The organism is Sphingomonas sp. BAUL-RG-20F-R05-02 (genome assembly GCF_022662305.1).
Classification (GTDB): Bacteria; Pseudomonadota; Alphaproteobacteria; order Sphingomonadales; family Sphingomonadaceae; genus Sphingomonas.
This window is the reverse complement of the sequence record NZ_JAKNQH010000001.1, coordinates 29089-49980: the sequence shown is the minus strand read 5'-3', so window position 1 is coordinate 49980 and position 20892 is coordinate 29089. Positions and strand designations below refer to the sequence as shown.

The 20892-nt window shown below is 65.5% G+C and carries 12 protein-coding genes and 1 riboswitch; of the genes, 4 read left to right on the top strand and 8 right to left on the bottom strand.

The genetic code is table 11. The features are described 5' to 3' along the window. Window positions 1-5: 5 nt before the first annotated feature. From L8F97_RS00200 to L8F97_RS22540, 3 genes are all read right to left on the bottom strand, one after another. Window positions 6-1091, bottom strand: a complete 1086-nt coding sequence (locus L8F97_RS00200) for a DUF47 family protein (protein ID WP_242145992.1) — start codon at window positions 1089-1091, stop codon at window positions 6-8. A 130-nt stretch (window positions 1092-1221) separates the two neighbouring features. Beyond that, a complete protein-coding gene (locus L8F97_RS00195; protein WP_242145991.1) occupies window positions 1222-1713 on the bottom strand; it encodes a hypothetical protein in 492 nt (163 codons plus the stop codon). A gap of 85 nt (window positions 1714-1798) precedes the next feature. Next, the gene (locus tag L8F97_RS22540; RefSeq protein ID WP_277924672.1) at window positions 1799-2836 is read right to left on the bottom strand and encodes a cache domain-containing protein; all 1038 of its coding nucleotides are present in this window, start codon (window positions 2834-2836) and stop codon (window positions 1799-1801) included. A 230-nt stretch (window positions 2837-3066) separates the two neighbouring features. Here L8F97_RS22540 and L8F97_RS00185 point away from each other — a divergent pair, with 230 nt between their 5' ends. Continuing rightward, window positions 3067-3312, top strand: a complete 246-nt coding sequence (locus L8F97_RS00185; RefSeq protein ID WP_242145990.1) for a hypothetical protein — start codon at window positions 3067-3069, stop codon at window positions 3310-3312. Window positions 3313-3602: 290 nt separating this feature from the next. Here the strand turns inward: L8F97_RS00185 and malQ are convergent, their stop codons facing one another. From malQ to L8F97_RS00165, 4 genes are read right to left on the bottom strand one after another with little or no spacing between them, the layout of a single operon-like run. Beyond that, on the bottom strand, window positions 3603-5639 hold the full coding sequence (malQ, locus tag L8F97_RS00180) for a 4-alpha-glucanotransferase (RefSeq protein ID WP_242145989.1): 2037 nt from the start codon (window positions 5637-5639) through the stop codon (window positions 3603-3605). Next, window positions 5636-7813 carry a 1,4-alpha-glucan branching protein GlgB gene (gene glgB, locus L8F97_RS00175; RefSeq protein ID WP_242145988.1) on the bottom strand — a complete coding sequence of 726 codons (2178 nt, stop codon included), beginning with the start codon at window positions 7811-7813 and terminating at the stop codon, window positions 5636-5638. The genes malQ and glgB overlap by 4 nt, the downstream gene beginning before the upstream one ends. After that, complete coding sequence (treS, locus tag L8F97_RS00170) at window positions 7810-11019, bottom strand: maltose alpha-D-glucosyltransferase (protein WP_242145987.1); 3210 nt, start codon at window positions 11017-11019, stop codon at window positions 7810-7812. The genes glgB and treS overlap by 4 nt, the downstream gene beginning before the upstream one ends. Beyond that, window positions 11016-14069, bottom strand: coding sequence for an alpha-1,4-glucan--maltose-1-phosphate maltosyltransferase (locus L8F97_RS00165; protein WP_242145986.1), 3054 nt, complete (start codon window positions 14067-14069; stop codon window positions 11016-11018). The genes treS and L8F97_RS00165 overlap by 4 nt, the downstream gene beginning before the upstream one ends. 298 nt (window positions 14070-14367) lie before the next feature. Here L8F97_RS00165 and L8F97_RS00160 point away from each other — a divergent pair, with 298 nt between their 5' ends. Beyond that, a complete protein-coding gene (locus L8F97_RS00160; RefSeq protein ID WP_242145985.1) occupies window positions 14368-15393 on the top strand; it encodes an alpha/beta hydrolase in 1026 nt (341 codons plus the stop codon). Between the two features lie 3 nt (window positions 15394-15396). Here the strand turns inward: L8F97_RS00160 and L8F97_RS00155 are convergent, their stop codons facing one another. After that, complete coding sequence (locus L8F97_RS00155; RefSeq protein ID WP_242145984.1) at window positions 15397-16287, bottom strand: diacylglycerol/lipid kinase family protein; 891 nt, start codon at window positions 16285-16287, stop codon at window positions 15397-15399. Between the two features lie 138 nt (window positions 16288-16425). Here L8F97_RS00155 and htpG point away from each other — a divergent pair, with 138 nt between their 5' ends. Together htpG and L8F97_RS00145 are read left to right on the top strand one after the other, a co-directional pair. Next, a complete protein-coding gene (gene htpG / locus L8F97_RS00150) occupies window positions 16426-18312 on the top strand; it encodes a molecular chaperone HtpG (RefSeq protein ID WP_242145983.1) in 1887 nt (628 codons plus the stop codon). Between the two features lie 103 nt (window positions 18313-18415). Further along, window positions 18416-18525, top strand: a riboswitch (TPP riboswitch). Between the two features lie 30 nt (window positions 18526-18555). Beyond that, complete coding sequence (locus tag L8F97_RS00145) at window positions 18556-20871, top strand: TonB-dependent receptor (RefSeq protein WP_242145982.1); 2316 nt, start codon at window positions 18556-18558, stop codon at window positions 20869-20871. Window positions 20872-20892: the final 21 nt, after the last annotated feature.

The following is a 20892-nucleotide window of genomic DNA, read 5'->3' as shown; positions in this document are numbered from 1 at the left end:
GTGGATCAGCTGTGATCGATGACGATGCCGTCGATCTCGTTCGCGACCGCCTTGAACGCGTCGACAATGCGTTCGAGGTGATCGTACACCTCACGCGCGACGATGAAGCCCTGTACGTCGTCCGCCTTCAGTTCGGCAAACGCGCGTTTCACGCCGATCCGGTAGATGTCGTCGGACTGGCTTTCCATCCGCACCAACCGCTCGGTCAGTTCGTGCAGCCGCACGCCGTTGGCGGCGACATCGCGCAGCAGCGGCATCGCTTCCGCCGTAAGCCGCGCGGCATCGACGATGATGGCACCGATGTCCTTCATTTCCTGCTCGAACCCGCGCAGTTCGTACAGGTCGATCGCCTGAACCGCAGCCTGCATCTCGTCGATCGCATCATCCAGCGAGCTGATCAGGCTGGTGATCGCGCCACGGTCGAACGGCGTCAGGAACGTCTCGCGCACCGTGCGCAGCACCTCGCGGTTGATCTCGTCCGCGTCGCTCTCGCGCTCGATAACCTCGCGGATATGGTCGCGGTTGCCGTCCTGCAACAGCCGCGCCAGCGCGTCGGCGGCCGCGACGACCGTGACGACATGCGCCTCGAACATATCGAAGAAATTGCCGCTTTTGGGCAGCAGCCGTTGAAACCAGGCGAACATGCTTCCCACCCTTGATGTGCTGGCGACCGCGCTCAGGATTCCCCCCCGGCGCGTCGCGGCTTTGAAATCGGTTGGCCCGAACGATCGGATCAGGTCGCGAAGATCGGGCTCGTCGACAGCTTGCGCCGCGTCGGCCAAACTGAACCAGCGGCGTTCGCGCTCGGGCTGTTCCTTCCACGCGCCAAGCTCGGTGTTTACCGCCAGGCAGAACACATCCACGTCGATCATCAGCGAAGCGCCGTTGCCACGCCGCTTGCGATACCGGTACGATCCGAGCGGGGTCGGGCAGACCAGACCTAACACCCCCGCCTCCTCCTCCGCCTCGACTGCGGCCGCGCGGTGCAGCGGCAGGCCGGTCATGATGTTCCCCTTTGGGATCACCCAGCGCTTGGTCTGTCGCGACGTCACCAGCAGAATGTTGATGGGCGCGTCGATACCTTGTCCCATCACACGGTACGGCAAGGCAGCGATCTGGCGAATGTTGCGTGCTCCAAACGCCACTGCGGCGGAACGACCCGTTACACGCTCGGAGTGGCGATCCGCAACCTGCCGATTGCAAGACTCCTTCTGAAACGCGTCAACAGCGCCGATCGCGCGTGTTGGTCTGCGGCAATATGCGCAGCCGGCGCTTTGCCCAATAACTCAGATCCATCGAAATCCTGACCTTGGCGCCGGCGCGGGTGTAGATCAGCTGATCACCCTTTTCGTCAGGCGTGGCGGTGCTGCAATTCTGCCACCCGGCGTGTTCCAGCCCCTCGGTGATCTTGTAGACGGCATATTGATCGGTGTCGTGCCAAAGCACCACCTCGTAAAAACCGCCGCCGCCATCGCCGCCGATCAGGTCGACCGCTGCCTCATAGGGGCCACCGCCTTCCAGCATTACACCATGCTTGCGGCAGCGCATGCTGATGTAATCGGGCTGTACGCAATCCGTAAAGCCGGCGCGCCGCGCATCGGCGAGACTGCCGGTGACGGGCAGCCCTTCGAACATCAATCGGGGCGGTGGCTTTGGCTGCGGGCCGCACCCGGCGAGCAGGAGCAACGCCAGCCACGCTGATACATGTTTCATCGAGAAACTCCTGCCCCGCTGCGGAACGCGTCGGGCAGGTCATACGCTGTTTTCGCCGCTACGCCATTCACGTCGCCTAAACCCCTCAGCGATGTCGTTGAGCCAGCGCGCTGACGATCTCCTGCTCGGTCGCGACATGCTCCTCGATGATGCAGCGCAGGCCAAGATCGCTGATGCCGTGATCGGACATGACATGCGCCTGGGCGACGTTGAGGCCATCGGAGGATCGTACCGACGTGCCCGCCGCAACAAAGGCGTGCGGGTGCTGGGCGTGCCATGCATAGGTGCCGGTGGTCGCGACCACGCAGTCGTTCGGATCGACGATCGAGGCGACGGCATTGGTCGCGGTCTTGTTGATGACGTTCATGATCGACCCTGCCTGCCCCTCGAAATCGAATTCGAGGTAGCAGACACCGATCGTCGCCCCCTCGTACCGCACCGGCGCGACGAAGATCAGAACCTTGCGATCGGCGGACCATGGATTTTGCCAGACTTCGTCGGTCATCCACCCGACATTGGCCGGTGCCGCCATCGCCTTTTCGAATTGCGAATAGCCCTTGAAATTGACCCGGCGAACGGCCGCATTCTCATGCGCGCAGACCGCCACCCGTCCCTCCGCATCGACCATGAAGGCATTGATAAAATAGGGCGAACACCCCAGCAACGTGCGCAGGCGTTCCAGCGCGCGTGCCTCGGTACGCGGCGCGGCGTGGTCGAGCAGCAAAGCCTCGGCAACCGAATGGTCGGTCGCGAGCATGCGGATATCGATCGACCGATCGTAGATCGTGCGCGCCAGCGTATCGGCGACCGACTGCGCCAGATCGGCGAGACGTCCGCCTTCGATTTCGCGCGCCAGTTCGTCGGCGATCGCGCTGCCGTGGTGCAGGTAGCCAAGCACCTCGTCCCGGAAGCTCGCGGCGGCGGTGCGCGCCAGCCCGGCAAGTGTCTTGACCTCCTGCGCCACCACCGAAAATCCACGACCGGCGTCGCCCGCGCGCGCCGCCTCGATCGTCGCGTTCAGCGCAAGCAAATTGGTTCGCCCCGCAATATCTTCGGCTTGTTGCGCGTGGGCGGTAACCTCGTCGCTGAGGGAGCTGAGCAGGGATCGGATACGGCGTGGCATCTACGGCTTTCGTCGCTAAGCCATCTGTATTGCACGAACGTGATTAAAATTTGGTAGGCTGATGCGGACCGGAGTTGCGGAACCGGACAAGCAAACACCTACGGCACGAACGGCGCATCTCATTCGCATGCACGCTGCTCGTTCCGGCTGAATCGGGCAGCAGCGACCGGCCCTTTTAGGAGCCGGCATCGTTCAACTCCGGGAAGGCGGGTGCTGATTTACATAAAGGAATGTCCGCGCGTAATGTGTATAGTCGATCGGTCGACCACACCCCAGCCGAGGTAAAGGCAATGGCCTCCTGCCCTGTTCCCGATAAGAACGACTACCTTTATCGGCGCGCCGAGCAGGAACTGGAACAGGCACAACGGGCCGCGCACCCGGCAGCGGTAAAGGCACATTACGTGCTGGCGGGATATTATCTGGATCAGGTCTACGGCGGCGGTGAACAGCCGGCCGATGGTAAGGGTTTCGACTAAACGAGTCGCCGATCAGAGTCGTTCGCCATCCAAGTCGATCGGCGATCAGCTCGCACGTTCGAGTGGTGAGCAGTAACGGCCCGGTTTTATGTCCCGGCCGGCGATGATCGCGCCAATCTCCTAATAGCATCGAACCATACATATCGGCACTGCTCCCGGCGCAGAACGGTGCCCGCGCGCCGGTCGATCTGTATCCTGCCCCATGCCAGCACGGATCCTGCCGAAAGCGTCATCGACAGATCCGCGCCATGAATGTATCGTGATCGGCCACAGCGAGCACGATCTCGACGTCAGGTTGCTCGTGCTGCGTTGATCGCCGCCAGCCTGGCCCTGACTTCCGGCCGTTCCAGCAGCGTTTCGGTCGTGTCCGGCATCCTGCGTCGCCAGTTGGGGTGTTCGTCGATCGTGCCAGGTAGATTGGGCTGCTCGACCGCACCGATGATATCTTCCAGCGGCATGACCGCCAGGCTCGACGGCGCGCGCGCCACGAAGGCGAGTGCCGCGTCCACCGCGCGATCGCCATCATGCGGCGCGGGCTGCGGCTCGGCTGCCACGCCAGCCTCGACGAACGCGCTCCACAGCTTGGTGCGATCCTTGCCCCGCGCGGCTTGATCCTCGGCCTGATCGGCGGCACGAGACGTCCGCCCGAGGTTCCAGTTCCACTCGATATCACGCCCACGCCACCAGCCGGCGACGGTCGCGAGATCGTGCGTGCCGGTCATCGCCGCAGCGTCCCGGTCGTAGCGCTCCGGTGGCAGGAAATCGCCATTCTCATCACGCTCGAACCACAGAACGCGCATGCCGAGCATTGCCTTCTCGTCCATTGCCGGTCGGAAGCCATCAGGAACGGTGCCGAGATCCTCACCAATAACCACCGCGCGGGCGCGATGCGATTCCAGGGCAAGCAGGCGAAGCATGTCGTCCATCGGGATGGTCAGATACGCCCCCTGCTTGGCAGAAGCGCCGTCCGGCACTACCCACAGCCGCCGCAGCCCCAACGCATGGTCGATACGAATGCCGCCGGCATGGCCGAGCGTCGCGCGCAGGGTCGCGATGAACGGCGCGAAGCCGGTGCGCTGCAGGGCGTGCGGCGAGAAGCCGGTGATGCCCCAATTCTGCCCGTCGGGCCCGAGCAGATCAGGCGGCGCACCGATCGAAAGGCCGGTGAGCAGATCGTCCGGCCGGCTCCAGGCGTGGCTCCCGCCCGGGTCCATGCCGACCGCCAGATCGGCGATCAGCCCCAGCGCCATACCCGCGTCGGTCGCCGCCTGCTGCGCAGCGTCAAGACTACGCTTGGCGAGCCATTGCAGGAACAGATAGAAGCCGACATCGTCCTGCTGTTCCGCCGCGAACAGCGCGACCGCAGCGCCGGCGGGATCATGGTACGCGGCCGGCCACTCCTGCCAGCCACGCGCGCCCGACTGCGAGAAGAAGTAGGCGTGCAGCGCATCGAAACGGGCGTGCCGCTCAAGTTCACCGCCGCCTTCAGCCGCGAACGCCGCGACCGAAGCGCGCACCGCATCGGAGCGCGCGTCATACGCCTGCCGCAGCGACCGCAGCCGCGCCGGAATCGCCTGCTCCCAGTCGATCAGGTCGGTGACGGGCGCGTCCGACGCGGCGCCGACCAGCGCGGGATCGGCGTAGAGGACGTTGAGGAACAGTCGGCTCGATGGCGCATAGGGGCTGTAGCGGCTGCTGTCGGCGGGAAACAGCGCATGCACCGGGCTGATCGCGAGCGCATCCGCACCGCGCGCGGCAAAGGCTCGTGCGGTATCGGCGAGCGTCCCGAAATCGCCGAACGCGGTGGCGCGGTCGTCACGCAGCGCCGCGATCTGCACCGCTGGCCCCCACAGACGGCGACCGCCAGCGGCATCATCGACGGTGAAGCAATGCGGAGGGGTGACTGCGACGCTGATTTCAAGATCGCCGATCATCAACCGGTGGTAGCCGAGCGTGGTAATCGCCGGCAGCCGCAGCCCCTCGTTCGTTGCCTCCAGCATGATCGCCTGACGGGTGCCGTCCTCCAGGACCAGTTCCGCCGCTCCGGCCGTACCGCAAGCAGGCGACAGCACGATCGGTTCTCCGGCCACGCCCGACACGAAGGCGCAAGGAGCCTCGCTATCGTCGGCCAGCTGCGCCGCACTGCAGGCGATCGCAGCATCACCATCCGCAGGAAAGCCCAGCGCGGCAAGAATCGCGACCAGCGAGTCGTCGGAGACGCGGTGCGCCTCGCCAAGCGCGTCCTCCCATACGATCTGAAGCCCTGCCGCTTCGGCCAATCGGTGCAGTGCGCTGTCGTTGCCTTTCGTTCCCAGGACGCCCGTCATGCGGCGGCATCCTCGAAGCGGAGGATCAGTCCCGCCAACGGCGGCACCGTGATGTCCGCGCTCGCGGGCTGCCCGTCGAGATCGCCTGCGACGGAATGGATTGCACCACCGTTGCCGATGTTCGCACCGCCATAGATACCGGCATCGCTGTTGAGCACCTCCCGCCACACACCCGCGCGCGGCAGGCCGACACGGTAGCCATAATGTGGGTTGGCGCTCATGTTCAGCACGACCACCACGGGCGCGTCGCCCGGCGCACCGTAGCGGGCATAGACGAACACGTTGCGTTCGGTATCGCCCCCGACGATCCACTGGAAACCCGCAGGATCGGTGTCGCGCGCATGCAGCGCCGGCTCGGCCGTATAGAGGTGATTGAGATCCCGCACGAGCCGCTGCATCGCGGCATGTTGCGGCTGATCGAGCAGATCCCACGCCACCTGCGCATCGTGGTTCCATTCCCGCTCCTGCGCGATCTCGCAACCCATGAAGAGCAGCTTCTTGCCGGGATGCGTCCACATCAGGCTGAAATACGCGCGTAGATTGGCGAAGCGTTGCCACGGATCGCCCGGCATCTTGCCGATCAGCGACCCCTTGCCGTGCACCACTTCGTCGTGGCTGATCGGCAGCACGAACCGCTCGGAGAAGGCATAAACGAGACCGAACGTCACCTCATTATGGTGCCAGCCACGATACAGCGGGTCACGCTCCACATAGCGGAGCGTGTCGTTCATCCAGCCCATGTTCCACTTGTACGAAAAGCCGAGGCCACCCTCCGACACCGGCGCGGACACGCCCGGCCAAGCGGTCGATTCCTCCGCGATCGTGATCGCGCCGGGCACACGTTCGGCAACGACTTCGTTCATACGCTTCAGGAACGCGACCGATTCGAGGTTCTCACGGCCGCCGTAGATGTTGGGCACCCACTCGCCGGCGTTGCGGCTGTAGTCACGGTACAGCATCGAGGCGACCGCATCGACGCGCAGACCGTCGACATGGAACGCCTCGAGCCACCAGAACGCCGAGGCGAGCAGGAAGCCCGACACCTCACGTCGCCCGAGATTGTAGATTAAGGTGTTCCAATCCTGATGGAACCCCTCGCGCGGATCGGCATGTTCGTACAGCGGCGTGCCGTCGAACCGCGCAAGGCCATGCGCGTCGGTCGGGAAGTGTGCCGGCACCCAATCGAGGATCACGCCGATGCCGTAGCGATGGCAGGCATCGACGAACGCCGCGAACTGATCGGGCGTGCCGAACCGCGCGGAGGGCGCGAACTGCGACAGCGGCTGATAGCCCCATGACCCGCCGAACGGATGCTCCATGATCGGCATCAGTTCGACATGGGTAAAGCCCATGTCCGCGACATACGGGATCAGCCGTTCGGCCAGCCCCTGCCAGTCGAGCGTCCCCTCGGCATCGCCATCCGGCCGCAGCCATGAACCGGCATGGATTTCGTACACCGACAACGGCGCGTCGGGCGCATGACGCTTGGCGCGCTCGGCCAGCCAGTCGGCGTCCGACCAGGCGAAATCCGGCGCGGGCGCGACGATCGATCCGGTCCTGGGCGGCACTTCGGTCTGGCGGGCGAGCGGATCGGCCTTCTGCACCACGCTGCCGTCAGCGCCGGCGATCTCGAACTTGTAATGCGCACCCACGCCGATGCGCGGCACGAACAACTCCCAAACGCCTGCGCCCTGGCGCGAGCGCATCGGGTGCCGCCGGCCATCCCAACTGTTGAAATCGCCCACCACCGACACGCGGCGCGCGTTGGGTGCCCAGACCGAGAAGGCAACGCCTTCCACTCCGTCCATCGTGCGCGGATGCGCGCCCATCGCGCGCGCGAGTTCCCAATGCCGACCCTCGTTGAACAGATAGAGATCGAGGTCGCTGAGGACGAGGCCGAAGCTGTAAGCGTCCTCGGTCTCCTGCACCGCACCGTCCGGCCATGCGATCCGCAGCGCATACGGCACAGGTTCGGCGAGCGCACCCGAGAACAGACCGGGCGCACTCTCCTCCAGCGTGCCGAGCGGGCGTGCATTGTCGCGCGCGATCAGGGTTACCGACCGCGCACCGGGCTGGAAGGTCAGCACCGCGCCGTCATGCGCGCCCAGCACCGCGAAGGGATCGTTCAACCGCGCTTCGAGGATCGCGGCGGCGGTATCGTCATGAACGCTCATGCCGCGTTCTCCTGCAACAGTCGTTCGGCGGCGCGGGCGAGGCCAGCGATAGGCACGCCGATCCAGTCGGGACGGTTCGCCGCCTCATAGGCGATTTCGTAGGCTGCTTTTTCCAGAACGAACAGGTCGAGCAGCGGCTCGTGCATTGCCGTCACCTCGCTATAGCCGCCCAGGAACGCGTCGACCGCGCTGCGCCGGAACTCGTCGTAACGCATGTCGGCCCGCGTCTCATCGGCATCAGCCAACGCCGGGCGGGCACGCTCGGCAACTGCGGCGGCATAGTCGAACGATCGTAGCATACCCGCCACGTCCCGCTCGGGCAGGTCCTTCGCTCGCCGATCGTCAAGTGATTTCACCGGCTCGCCCTCGAAATCGATCAGCATCACATCACTCCCGGTCACCAGCATCTGGCCGAGATGCAGGTCGCCGTGAATACGCGTGCGGGTGCGACCTTCCGCCGCGCGCGCCACGCTGCGGATGCGCGCCATCAGATCGCCGCGATGGTCACGCAAATATGCCGCCGCCGTCGCATCCGCCTCGCTCAGCGTCGCACCGCTCAGGATACCGAGCGCCTTGTCGACCTGCCCCTCGATCCGCTCCGACAAACGGTCGGCATCACCCAGCGACAGCGCTTCCGGCGCAAACGCCGCGTCATCGCTCGGGCGGGCCAGCACCGCGTGCATTTCGGCCAGCCGCCGCCCGACATTCTGCGCGAAGTTTTCGTAGTTGGAGGAGCTCCAGTGCGCATCGGTAGCGAGCCGATCGAGCAGGCCAAGCGTCCACCCCCAACCATCACCCTGATTGTAGACGAAGCGCTGGACCAGCATGACGAGACTCGACGTTTCGCGCTCGTCGAGCCACACCTCGCCGAGGATCGCCGGCACGTTCTCGAACCCGCCGGAAACGAGATAGCGCACCATCTCGGCGTCGGGGTGGATGCCCGCCTGCACCTTGCGCAACAGCTTCAGCACCGCGCGCTCGCCAAGGATCATGGTGCTGTTCGATTGTTCCGCGCCGATCCATTCCGGCGCTGCATCGGTGCCGATGTCGAGGTCTTCGGTGCCGACGAAGCGCAGTGCGCCGCCGTCGACCGCAACCTCGTCACCGCGCCCGATCGCGCCGATCACCGCCGCCGCGAAGCTCGACACGGTGAAGCCGTCGGTCAGCAGCCCGACGCGGCGTTCGCGCCGCACCCGCCCGATCGCGAGATTGGAGGCGAACGGTCCCTGCAACTCGCCCTCCCACGCGATGCCAAGCGGCAACGTGTAGGTCTGCGTGCCCGCGTCGGTGGTCACCTCGATCAGCGTCAGCACGAGGTCTTCGACTTCGGGCAGCGCAACCGTGCGCGCAACGCGGACGCCCCGGATCGTCTCGTCCTTCTCCCCGAACCAGCGGCGCTGCGCGACGTATGACGGAAGGATTTCGCTTTCCAGCACCTGCGCATTGCGCCCGCGCGTCACCCCGGCAAGCTCGGGACGCAGCACGAAGGTGTAGCGCTCGACATCGCCGCCCGGTGCCGCGCTCGACCATTCCGGCGCCGCGACGTTGCTCGACAGGCAGAACCACAAGAAGCCGTAGGGCGGCAGCGTCAGCAGATACGGCAACTGCCCCACCGCCGGGAACGACGCACCACCCGACAGCTCGACCGGCGTGCTGCCTGCATAATCATGCAGGTCGAGTTCCACCGCCTGCGCGGTGCGGCTGAGGTTGGCGACGCACAGCACCGCATTGCCGTCATGCTCGCGCAGGTACGCGAGGATCTTGCGGTTGGCGGGGCGCAGGAAGCGCTGCGTGCCGCGCCCGAACGCCTGATGCTCGCGTCGCACCGCCAGCATCCGCTTGACCCAGTTGAGCAGCGAATGTTGATCGCGCTCCTGCGCCTCGACGTTGATCGCCTGAAAGCCGTAGAGCGGGTCCATGATCGGCGGGAGCGTCAGGCTGGCCGGATCGGCGCGGCTGAAACCGCCGTTGCGATCCGACGACCATTGCATCGGCGTACGCACCCCGTCGCGATCGCCGAGATAGACGTTGTCGCCCATGCCGATCTCGTCGCCATAATACAGCACCGGCGTGCCGGGCATGGTCAGCAGCAGTGCGTTCATCAGCTCGATGCGCCGACGGTCGCGCTCCATCAGCGGCGCAAGACGACGCCGAATGCCGAGGTTGATGCGTGCGCGCTTATCGGCGGCGTAGGTGTTCCACAGGTAATCGCGCTCGGCGTCGGTCACCATTTCGAGCGTCAGCTCGTCGTGGTTGCGTAAGAAAATTGCCCACTGGCAGTTAACCGGGATTTCCGGCGTCTGTCGCATGATGTCGGTGATCGGGAAACGGTCCTCCTGCGCGACCGCCATGTACATGCGCGGCATCAGCGGGAAATGGAACGACATGTGGCACTCGTCGCCCCAGCCGTTCTCATCGACCTCGCCGAAATATTGCTGGGTATCCTCGGGCCACATGTTCGCTTCGGCGAGCAGCATCCGGTCCGGATAATGCGCGTCGAGGTCGGCGCGGATCTTCTTCAGCACCGCATGCGTCTCGGGGAGGTTCTCGTTCGAGGTGCCGTCCCGCTCGACCAGATACGGGATCGCGTCGAGCCGCAGCCCGTCCACGCCAGCGTCCAGCCAGAAGTGCATCACCGACAGCACTTCCTCAAGCACCTTCGGATTGTCGAAGTTGAGATCGGGCTGGTGCGAATAGAAGCGATGCCAAAAGTACGCCTGCGCCTCATCGTCCCACGTCCAATTCGACTTTTCGGTGTCGCAGAAGATGATGCGCGTTCCGGAATAGAGCTTGTCCGTGTCCGACCACACGTAAAAGTCGCGTTCCGGGCTGCCGGCGGGCGCCTTGCGCGCGGCCTGAAACCACGGATGCTGATCCGACGTGTGGTTGATGACGAGTTCGGTGATGACGCGCATACCGCGATCGTGCGCGGCAGTAACGAAGGCGCGCACGTCCTCCATCGTCCCGTAATCCGGGCTGACATCGCGATATTCGCCGATGTCATAGCCGTCGTCGCGGCGCGGGCTCGGATAGAACGGCAGCAGCCAGATCGCGGTGACGCCGAGTTCGGCGATGTAATCGAGCTTGGCCATCAATCCGGCGAAGTCGCCGATGCCGTCATTGTTCGAATCAAAGAACGATTTGACGTGCACCTGATAGATGACGGCGTCTTTGTACCAGAGCGGGTCCTGGTCGAGCGCTGTCATGCTTTGTCTCCCGGTGCGATGCGCCATAAGCGATAGGGTTGGTCCGGCGTGAGCCGGATGTGCTGGGTCTTGCCGTGCCAGTCGAAGCGATAGCCCTCGGCGAGATCCTCGACCGCGATGCCGGCGGTATCGGACAGGCCGAACTCCCACAGCGGCACCTCGAAATCGGCCTCCTGCGGGTTGTGCGGGTCAAGACTGACCATGACGAGGATCATGTCCGCGCCGTCGAGCGATGGCTTGGCATAATAGAGGATGTTGTCGTTATACGCCGCGTAGAAGCGTGTGTTCAGATGCGTCTGCAGCGCCGGATGTGCGCGACGCAGCCGATTGAGCATGGTGATGTCGGCGATGATGTTGCCGGGTGTGTTCCAGTCGCGCGGGCGCAGTTCGAACTTTTCGGAATCGAGATATTCCTCCTTGCCCGGGATCGGCGCGGCCTCGCACAATTCGAACCCCGAATAGACGCCGAACAGCCCCGATAACGTCGCCGCGAGCACCGCACGGATGCGGAAACCCGGCCGCCCGGAGGTTTGCAGGAATATCGGGTTGATGTCGGGCGTGTTGACGAAGAAGTGCGGGCGATAGAACTCCTTCGGCGCGGTGGTGGTGAGTTCGGTGATATACTCGATCAGCTCCGCCTTGCGATCGCGCCAGGTGAAATAGGTGTAGCTCTGCGAGAAACCGACCTTGGCGAGCCGGTACATCATCGCCGGCTTGGTGAATGCCTCCGCCAGGAAGATCACCTCGGGGTGACGACCGCGTACATCGCCGATCATCCACTCCCAGAACGGCAGCGTCTTGGTGTGCGGATTATCGACCCGGAAGGTTTTTACACCGCGTTCCACCCATAGCAGGATGATGTCGCGCAGTTCAGTCCACAGCCCCGGCACCGCATCCGGACCATAGAAGTCGACGTTGACGATATCCTGGTACTTCTTCGGCGGGTTCTCGGCATATTTCATCGATCCGTCGGGTCGCCACGCGAACCAGCCGGGATGCTCCTTGAGCCACGGATGATCCGGCGAGCACTGGATCGCGAAGTCGAGCGCGATCTCCAGCCCATGCTCGTGCGCGGCGTCGATCAGCGCGAGGAAATCGTCGAGACTGCCCAGTTCCGGGTGGATCGCGTCATGTCCGCCCGCAGCCGCGCCGATCGCATAGGGGCTACCGGGATCACCCGGCGCCGGAGTCAGCGTGTTGTTCGGCCCCTTGCGGTTGGTCGTGCCGATCGGGTGGATCGGCGGGAAATACAACGTGTCGAACCCCATGTCGCGCACCGCCGGCAGTCGCTCGATCACGTCGGCAAACGTGCCGTGACGACCAGCCGCCTGCGAGCGCGGGAACAGTTCGTACCAGCTAGAATAGCGCGCCGCCAATCGTTCGGCATCGAGCGGCTGGACGGCGGATCGCAGCCGGTGCGGGCGATCGTCTGCCTGCTGCATGACGGCGGCGAGATCGTCCGACAGGAGAAGCAGCGCATCGTCGTCCCGCGCCAGCGCGTCCGCGAGACGGGTCAGCTCCACCTGCAACGCGCCGGTGGTGCGGTCGCGTGCTTGTTCGACCAGCAGACGCCCCTCGGCATGATCGACCGTTTGTGCGACGCCCGCGTCCAGCTTCTTGCGGAAATCCCGCGTGAACCCGCCGAACCGGTCCAGCCAAGCCTCAACCGCGAACTCATGCCGGCCAAGCCGCAACGGCACGAACTGGGCATGCCAGCGATAGTTCGGTCGCTCCTCCAGCGGGACGATGGTCCAGTCCGCCTCGTCGGCGCACCGCCACAGCAACTCGGCGGCGAGTTGCTCATGCCCGTCGGCGAAGATCGTCGCTTCGACCATCACCGCCTCGCCGGTTACGCGCTTGACCGGGAAGCCACCGTCGACATGCGGGATCACGTCCTCGACCACCAGGCGTGGCGCCTGTGCCGCTGCGGCAAGGTCGGGCATGACATCCAACGCGATCGCCGCGCCGCGCTTAGCCGTAAGCATCCGCACCTCGCCGGCATCGAGCGGTTCGAACGCGTCGGCCCCGAAGGATTCGAAGGCAGCCCCGATCGTCTGGAGCACGATCGCCGGGTCGGGCGCGGGCCGCCCTTCTGAACTCGTGTTGACGAACGTGAGCAGCGCCGCCTCCGCCCGGCGGACGTCGCGACAGTCGGCGCGCAGCCATGCGGTCACCGCACCTCCGGAGCCGCCGACCCGCCGCATCTCGCCACCAAACGCCGCGACCGCTTGCACTGCCGCGACTGCTCGGCCGGCGATTGCCGGATCGCGCTCGAACACGTCGAGCGGGACGATGATGCCATCGGCGCTCACCGCCGCCGCCAACAGGCTACGCGCGGCATTCGCTTGCGAAAGCTGCGCACCACGCGGCTCGGCCAACAGCGGCGCGACCGAGCGGAGGTCTTCCCGTTCCTCGACAAGCCAGGCCGCGCGCATGTCCCACCAGCCGAACGATGACATGATCCCGTCGAGAGGCAGCCCGCGCAACGCACGCGCTGCCTCTCGCGACAGGCCCGGTCCGGCGATCACCACCACCGCTTCGTCCTGCGCGCGCAACCGCGCGATGAGGGCGGCAAGGAACTCGGGGGCAATCCGCTCGGCATGAAGCAAGCGGAAGCCGCGCACGCCAGCGGCGACGAACCCCAGCAACTGCTCGGCAATCGGTGCCAGCAGGACACGTGTCGCGTCGTCCGACCGGAGCCGTGCCAGTGCCTCGCCAGACATGGCCGTTGGCGTGCGTGGATCGACCGGTCGTTCGGGATCGGCCGCACGTCGCATGGCGAACAACGCAGGTTCCTGCGCGACGAGCGGATGCGCAACCGGGAAATCGCTGATGTTGATGTCGAGCAGCAATGCCAGCCCTGCCGCCGCGCAGACGGATTGCGCGGCGCCGATCAAGCTGTCGGTGGACCCGCCCGAGCCTGCGGGCACTTGCCACAATACTGCCTGATAGCCGGCCTTCGCCGCTGCGGTCAGGACGCGATCATTTATTCGGTCTTGGTCCGCCGACACGTCGCCGACGGAAAGGATGCAGGACAGGGATGACGGCAAGCAGGATCTCCGGTCTGGCTGGCGATGTGATAACCCCTCGCCTATCGAACACGTTCCGCCCGATTTTCTAAGTCGCTGTGGTCGAGGTGGAAATCGCCAGCGGTTTTCCCGCCGATCCGGCCGAAAGCCGTTGCATCGCCGAGAGTGGTTCGGTGGTCATGACGCGCGATACTTCTGAAGAAGCGACAGGCGGTGCCAACGCGCACGGCGATGCATCGCTACGCTTGGCACCAGCAGCCTCTTGACGCACATTCGGCCAAACGCCTGCCTCTCGCGGGCCAATCAATGGAGCGGCACGATGGCACCGAAAGCTTTGGCAATGATCGCGGCGGCCCTTGCCGCGACGGCAGCGTCCGCCGACGAGGTTCGTATCGCGCCACCGTACCGCGACGCGACGGAGATGACAGCGCTTCCGGGTCGGGTCAGCGGAACATTGCACAGCTTCATCATGCGCTCGACCGAGAGCGGCATCTACCCTGGCATCCGCCAGATCGATACCGACTCCACGCGCCGCCGCGACGCGTATGGCAACCGGCTCGCCGCCCCGGCGGAGCAGCAATCCGCACCCGCGCCGTACCGCCGGGAGGTGTTCGTTTACATTCCCAACGGCTACCGAGCGGGAACGGCAGTGCCGTTGCTGGTGGTGCAGGACGGGCGGGACTATGCGGCCCGTGTCGCCGCCGCGCTCGACAGTCTTATCGCGCAGCACCGCGTGCCGCCGATGGTGGCGGTGATGATCCAGTCGGGCGGCGGCGACGCGCAAGGGTCGCAGCGCGGTCTCGAGTACGACACCGTGTCCGACCGCTATGCGCGGTTTGTCGAGCAAGAAGTCCTGCCGCGCGTACAGGCGCTGTACGGTGTGCGGTTCACCAGCGATCCCAACGGGCGCGCTACGATGGGCGGCAGTTCGGGCGCGGCGGCCGCCTTCACCATGGCCTGGTTCCACCCGGAATGGTACGGCAAGGTGCTGTCTTACTCGGGCACCTTCGTGAATCAGGCATCCCCTGCCGACCCGGCCACGCCGCACGGGGCTTGGGACTATGCCGCCCGGCTGATCCCGGCGGCGCCCCGTAGGCCCATCCGCATCTGGATGGAAGTCGGCGAGCATGATCTTCACTGGCAGGACCCGGAGGTGAGCTACCACAACTGGCCGCTTGCGAACGACCGCATGGCAGCCGCGCTCGATGCAAAAGGGTACGACTACCGCTACGTCAAAGCGGCAGACGCGGTTCACGTCGACGGGGATGTCGTCGCCCAGACGCTGCCGGGCGCACTGGAGTGGCTGTGGCGGGATTACCCGCGCGCGGGCGGCGGCGCCAAATAGCGGTTACGCCGTCACCGCCACCTCGATCGCGGCGGGCGCGACGCTTGCGGTGACCGGGGTGCACGCCAGCACCTCCCCGTCGATCGAGATGCGCTGTGGTGGGTCGGTAACGATGCGGAACGTCTCGCCGCGAAAATCCCTGCTCCCGGCATTGCGGTCTCGCAGCTTGAAGAACTTCGCCGTCCAGTCCTTGGCGAGCGCCAGCTTGCTGGTGCCGACCACCGCCTGGATCAGCAGGTCGCGCGACGCCACGCCACCTTCCTCCGACAGCTCGACGCCGCCGTGGTGCGTCCCGTTGAGGATGCGGACCTCGGTCGCCCAGAGGCGGTGGACCTGCGTGCCGTCATCCAGTTCGAGGCGGAAAGCGCAGAACCGCACCGCGCATTTCAACGCCCACGCGAGATAGCCGACGCGCCCGGCATACCGCTTGAGCTTGTGCGGCACGGTTTCGCCGATCATCGTCGACAGGCCGATCGACGCGCCGTTCACGAAGTGGTCGTCATCGATCATGCCGAGATCCACGCGCCTGCGTCGCCCGTGCGCGATGGCCGCGATCGCGGCGTCGAGATCGAGCGGGAGGCCAAGCGACCGAGCGAAGCTGTTGGCGGTGCCGAGCGGAAGCACGCCGAACACGCAGACCTTGCCGACCAGTTCGTCGACTACGCCCGCCAACGTGCCGTCGCCACCGCCGACGATCACCATCGGCGCCCCTTCCGCGATCGCCTTGCGGGCGACGGTGGCAAGATCCTTGGGATCATCGACCGCGTGGGTCGCCAGCAGCGTGATGCCGGCCGCCGCCAGCTTGGTGCGCGCCTCTTCATAGAGATCCTGCCCTTTACGCGAATGCGTGTTGACGATCAGCACGGCGTCGCGCGGCAGCGGCTTCATTTCCATTCCGCAACAACTCCCCAGCATCGCGACGGCTCCGCTGCTTCGTACATCATCGACAGGAAGATGACGCGCAGCATCTTGAAAGCCCCCGACCGCTCGGCCATCTGCGGCGTTCAACCTGAAAGATCATGGGGAACCAGCATGACGACGACGATCGAAACCACGCCCGAAACCCGTTCTTTCGAGGCCGATGTCGCCAAGCTACTGCACCTGATGGTGCACTCGGTCTATTCGGACAAGGACGTGTTCCTGCGCGAGTTGATCTCGAACGCAGCCGATGCTTGCGAGAAGCTGCGCTACGAGGGGTTGAGCGATGCCAGCCTGCTCGGCGACGACGGCCAGCCGCTCATCACGGTCACGCTCGACGCCGAGGCGCGGCGCCTGACCATCGAGGACAACGGCATCGGCATGACCGAGGCCGAGCTTGGCGAGGCGCTGGGCACGATCGCGCGCTCAGGCACCAAGGCGTTCATGGACAAGATCGCCGGCGCCAAGGATGCCGGGGACAGCCACCTGATCGGCCAGTTCGGCGTCGGTTTCTATTCGGCGTTCATGGTGGCGGATCGGGTCGAGGTTTTCTCGCGCCGGGCTGGTGGCGACACGGCGGCGTCCTGGTCTTCGGACGGGCTCGGCACCTATACGATCCAGCTGGTCGATACGGCCGAAGCGCCGGCGCGGGGTACGCGCGTGCTGCTCCACCTGAAAGAAGAGGCCGCCACCTACACCGACTCCTTCGCGGTCGAACGCACGATCAAGACGCAGTCGGGCCACGTGCCGGTGCCGATCTTCCTGAAGGAAAAGCCCGACGCCGAGCCGAAGCAGATCGCCGACGGCGCTGCGCTGTGGACCAAGCCGAAATCCGAAATCACGCCCGAGGAGTACAAGGACTTCTACCGCAGCGCCGCCGGTCAGTTCGACGAGCCTGCGCTGACGCTCCACTACCGCGCGGAGGGCCTGCACGAATATACCGTGCTGGCGTTCGTGCCGGAAACCAAGCCGTTCGACCTGTTCGATCCGGACCGCGCCGGCCGCATGAAGCTCTACGTCCGCCGCGTGTTCATCACCGACGATGCGGAGATCCTGCCGCGCTACCTGCGCTTCGTGCGCGGGTTGGTGGATTCCAACGATCTGCCGCTCAACGTCTCGCGCGAGATGATCCAGGAGAGCCCGGTGCTCGCCGCGATCCAGAAGGCGGTCGCCAACCGCGTTCTGTCAGAACTCGATAAACTCGCTGCGAATGACACCGAACGCTACCTCAAACTGTGGGACAATTTCGGCGCGGTTCTGAAAGAGGGTTTGTACGAGGATTTCGGCCGGCGCGAGACATTGCTCGGCCTTGCCCGCTTCAAGACCACCACGTCGAACGGCGAATGGCGCTCGCTGAAGGACTATGCCGCCGGCCTGAAGGACAATCAGACCGCGATCTATTACGCGACCGGCACGGATCTCGAGCGGCTCGCCACCTCGCCGCAGCTCGAAGGGTTCCGCTCGCGTGGTATCGAAGTGCTGCTGCTTGCCGATCACGTCGACAGCTTCTGGATCACCGCCGGGGTGGATTATGACGGCAAGCCGTTCAAGTCGGTCACGCAGGGTCTTGCCGATCTCAGCCTGATCCCGCTGCCGGACGGCGCCGAGCCCGCCGCCGCCGCGTCGGATGCGGTCAACGGCTTCATCGCCTTCGTGAAGGAAACACTTGGCGATGCGGTGTCGGACGTGCGCGTGTCCGATCGCCTCACCGAAAGCGCGGTGTGCCTGGTTGCGCCGGAACACGGCATGGATCGCCAGCTTGAAAAGCTGCTCGCCAACGCCGGCCGGCTCGACGCGGCGGCAAAGCCAGTGCTGGAAATCAACCCGCGCCACGCGCTCGTCGAGAAACTGAGCGCGGTAGACGACGGCGATCAGGCCGCGCGTGCCGACGCGGCGCACCTGCTGTTCGACGAGGCGCGCATCGCCGATGGCGAACTCCCGGTCGATCCGCGCGCGTTCTCGGGCCGGTTGATGCGCCTACTGGAGCGCGGCATCGGCTGACGGCACGACGGCGACGGCCCGATCCTCCGGGATTGGGCCGTCGCTCCCGTCGAACACCACCGACACATTACGACTTTCCACATCGCTGCCGACCGCCTAAGCGACCCCATCCCCGGGGGGCCGCTATCGTGTGGCTGAGAGGTGGGCAGCAGCCCACGACCCGCTGAACCTGATCCGGTTGATACCGGCGTAGGGAGGGCTGGCGGTCTCCCGTTGTCCCTCCGATGGAGCGGACGCGAGACGATGACTGCACATACCTGTACCCGATTCTCCCTATCCACCACCGGGTTGATCGCCGCCGTGCTGCCCGGGCTGCTGCTCGCCGCGCCCGCCGCCGCAGCGCCCGGCCCGGACGATACGCCGCCCGCCGACATCCGCGTCGTCGGCAATCCCGATCCCGAAGGGCTGCTGCCCGACCAGAGCGCGCCGCAAGCGCGCAGCGCGATTTCCGCCGACTTCATCACCAAACAGGCGCCGACGCTCAACGCGTTCCAGCTCGTCAACCTGCTACCCGGCGCCAATGTCTCGTCGAGCGACCCGTACGGCCTGTCGACCACCTCCAGCCTGACGCTGCGCGGGCTGGGGCAGGACGAGATCGGCGTGCTGATGGAGGGCGCACCGCAGAACGACATCGGCTATTATTATGCCTACCCCGCGCAGTTCGCCGATGCCGAGAACCTCCGCCAGATCACGCTGGCGCAAGGCGCGGTCGATATCGATTCCCCCACCGTCGGCGGCGCGGGCGGGCTGCTGTCGCTGTCGCTCGACAACCCCAAGGCGGAGCGCGGCGGGCTGGTCGATCTGACCATCGGCGAATACAACATGCGGCGCGCCTTCGCGCGGTTCGATACTGGCACGATCGGCGACACCGGCCTCAAGGCGTTCCTGTCCTATTCGAACACGCGCGCGGACAACTGGCGCGGCGCGGGCTATGATCTGCGCCAGCATGTCGATGCCAAGCTGCTCAACGAATGGGGCGACGGCAACCGCGCCAGCCTGTCGGTGTCGTTCAACGACGCCAACTCCTCGACCTATCCCAGCCCCACCCTCGCCGACTGGCAGGCGGAAGGGCGCGGCTTCAACTATGACAAGCGCTATAGCGACGGCGACACCAACTACTGGCGGCTGTACCGCGCGCCGTTCCGCAACATCTACGTGTCCGCACCAGCGCACCTGAAACTGTCGGACCGGCTGACGCTCGACACCACGGGTTACCTGCAATTCGGCTACGGCAACTCGCCTTACGGCACGCAGCTCGGCACCACCGGCAACTTCCTCGGCACCGAGGAACTCAGCTCACCGATCGCGCTGCCCGGCGCGGTGGACGGCACCGCGACGGTGCTCGGCAATTTCACCGGCGACCAGTTCCGTGGTGGCGGCGTCGGCAAGCTGACGCTGGAGGCGGGCGCACACACCCTCACCGCCGGGCTGTGGTTCGACTATGGCACCGATCGCGTGCTCCAGACCTATACGTCGATCCGCGACGATGGCCGCCCGGTCGATCCGTGGGGCTATCAGGACAAGGCGATCCGCATCGCCGATGGCCGCCTGCTCGCCTATGAGAACGAACGCACCGTCACCGTCACAAAGAGTTTCTTCGTGGCGGACAGTATCGCGCTCACTCCGCGCCTGCGTGTCGATATCGGCTTCAAGGGCGTCGACGTACTGCACAACGGCCGCAACTATTTGCCCGGCCCGCAGGACCGCGTGCGGTTCGACAGTTTCGCCGCGCTCCCCCGCGCGGCGGTGCATTATCAGCTCGACGACCAGCAGCAGCTGTTCGCCAACATCACCACCAACTTCCGCGCGCCCGACGAATACACGCTCTACAACAGCTACGATTCCGGTGAACTCGTCGGCCAAGGCACCACCGCGCTCAAGAACGAATATTCGGTGTCGGAGGAAATCGGCTACCGCTACATCGGCCCCAGCCTGTCCGGCTCTGTAACCGGCTTCCACTACCATTTCCGCAACCGCCAACTTGGCACCGTGGTCGATCTCGGCGGCGCGCAGATCAACTCGACGCTGAACGCCGGCAGCCAGAACAGCTACGGCGTCGATGCCGAGATCGACTATCGCCCGGCCAAGGGCGTCAGCTTCTACCTGTCGGGCGAATATCTCCACGCCCGGCTCGATGACGACATCCCGATCGGCGACGATCTCCTGCCGACCAGGGGCAAGCACGCCGTCTCCAGCCCGACCTACCAGATTGGCTTCGGCGGCACCTATGACGACGGGCGGTTGTTCGGCAGCTTCGCGCTGAAATACGTCGATCGCCAGTACGCCACCTTCATGAACGACGAGAGCATCAAGGGGTACGCCACGCTCGACCTGTCGATCGGCGTGCACCTTGCCGACCTGATCGACGGCAAGCGCACCGATCTGCGGCTCAACGCGATCAACGTCACCGATCCGCATGTCCTCTCCGGGGTCGAGGCGGTCACCCCCAACGCGCAGGACACGGTGGGGCGCGGCGGCACCATCATCGCGGGCGCAGCACCTGCCTATTACATCGGCAGCGGGCGCGCGGTGAGCGCCACGCTGTCGCGCGCGTTCTGAGGCGTGGCGACCGCCAGCCAT